The organism is Amycolatopsis sp. NPDC051371 (genome assembly GCF_040682155.1).
Taxonomy (GTDB): Bacteria; Actinomycetota; Actinomycetes; order Mycobacteriales; family Pseudonocardiaceae; genus Amycolatopsis.
In genome coordinates this window covers 1-1,782 of sequence record NZ_JBFBAG010000117.1, presented here as the reverse complement: position 1 = coordinate 1,782, position 1,782 = coordinate 1, and the positions used below count along the sequence as shown (strand labels likewise).

Here is a 1,782-nt window from a genome sequence, read left to right as displayed (position 1 = left end):
CCGTTTGTGTGCGCACGACGGGAGTTGCTGGGGCGGTGGGGGCTTGGGATGCTCACGCTGCGTGCATGTTGTGTTTCGGGTTTTTCGTGCACGCTGTGGAAATCGCCCGGTTTGAATGGCAGGCGCCATTGGTTAGGAGAAGAAAATGACTGGCACAGGCGTAGCGCCACCCAGCGCCGGCCGGCGGGAGTGGTGGGCGCTGGTTGTGCTCGCGCTGCCGACGTTCATGGCGGCCATGGACATCACGGTCCTATTCCTCGCCCTTCCGCACATTTCGGCGGATCTGCACACATCGAGCACCCAGGAACTGTGGATCACCGATATCTACGGGTTCCTCATCGCGGGTTTCCTGGTCACGATGGGCACACTCGGGGACCGGATCGGCCGGCGCCGGGTGCTGCTGGTCGGCGCGACCGCCTTCGCCGTGCTCTCGGGCGTGGCCGCGTTCTCCACCAGCCCGGAAATGCTGATCATCGTCCGTGCGCTGCTGGGCGTGGCCGGTGCCACGATCATGCCCTCGACGCTGGCGTTCATCATGACGATGTTCCAGAACCCCAAACAGATGAGCGCAGCGATCGGAGTGTGGGCGACTTCGATGCTCGCCGGCATCGCGATCGGCCCGACCATCGGCGGGCTGCTGCTGAGCGCCTTCTGGTGGGGCTCGGTGTTCCTGGTCGCGATCCCGGTCATGATCGTCCTGCTGGTCGCGGCACCCAAACTGCTGCCCGACATCAAAAACCCCATGGCCGGCAAGCTCGACCCGCTCAGCGTGCTGCTGTCCCTGCTGACCATCCTGCCGGTGATCTACGGCCTCAAGGAAACCGTCAGCCACGGCTGGGCCACCCTGCCGATCGTGGTGTTCGTCCTCGGCGTCCTCTTCGGCGTCGCGTTCGTCGTGCGCCAACGCCGCCTCGAACACCCCCTGCTGGACCTGAGCCTCTTCGGCATCCGCACCGTCAGCGGCGGCCTGATCCTCGGCCTGCTGTTCGCCACCATCCAAGGCGGCATGGGCCTGCTGATCACCCAGTTCCTGCAGATCGTCGAAGGCTACTCGGCCCTGCAGACCGCTCTCTGGCTGCTCATCCCCTCCGCCGTGATGATCATCGGGATCCAGCTCACCACCCCGCTGAGCCAGAAAATCCGCCCCGGCCTCATCCTCATGACCGGCCTGATCATCGCCGCGGCCGGCATGTTCCTGCTCACCCAGGTCGACGTCATCGGCGGCACCGCACTGCTGATCATCGGCTCCAGCGTCATCTACATCGGCGGCAGCCCCATCGGTGTCCTGGTCAACCAGGTCGTCATGGGCGCCGCACCCCCCGAGCGCATGGGCTCGGCCGCGTCCCTGCAATCCACCGGCGGCGAACTCGGCGTCGCCCTCGGCGTCGCCACCATCGGCACCATCGCCACCGGCTACTACACCCACGCCCTCACCCTGCCGGCCAACACCCCCACCGACGCCGCCCACACCGCCAACGAAAGCATCGCCGCCGCGGCGGCCACCGCCGGCACCCAGCCACCCGAAATCGCCAACGGCATCCTCACCGCCGCACAAAACGCTTTCACCACCGCCCTCAACTCCACCGCCGCGATCTGCGCCGTTGCCTTCATCGGCCTCGCCGCACTCGCCTACGCCACCATCCGCCACATCCCCGCGATGGCACCCCCACCCCCACCCCCCACCGAAGAAGAAACCCCCACCACCAGCACCACCGACGAAGACGCCATCCACACCTAAACCCCACCCCACAGGCCGGGACCCGCACACACGGGCCCCGGCCT

1 protein-coding gene is annotated in these 1,782 nt (G+C 66.9%); it reads left to right on the top strand.

Features of this window, described 5'->3' with window-relative positions:
- Positions 1 to 145: 145 nt before the first annotated feature.
- Positions 146 to 1,738, top strand: coding sequence for an MFS transporter (locus AB0M59_RS53540; protein WP_364632155.1), 1,593 nt, complete (start codon positions 146 to 148; stop codon positions 1,736 to 1,738).
- Positions 1,739 to 1,782 lie beyond the last annotated feature (44 nt).

Coding starts and splice junctions, on each gene's coding strand:
- AB0M59_RS53540 (WP_364632155.1), top strand. CDS start 146: ATGACTGGCACAGGCGTAGCGCCACCCAGCGCCGGCCGGCGGGAGTGG.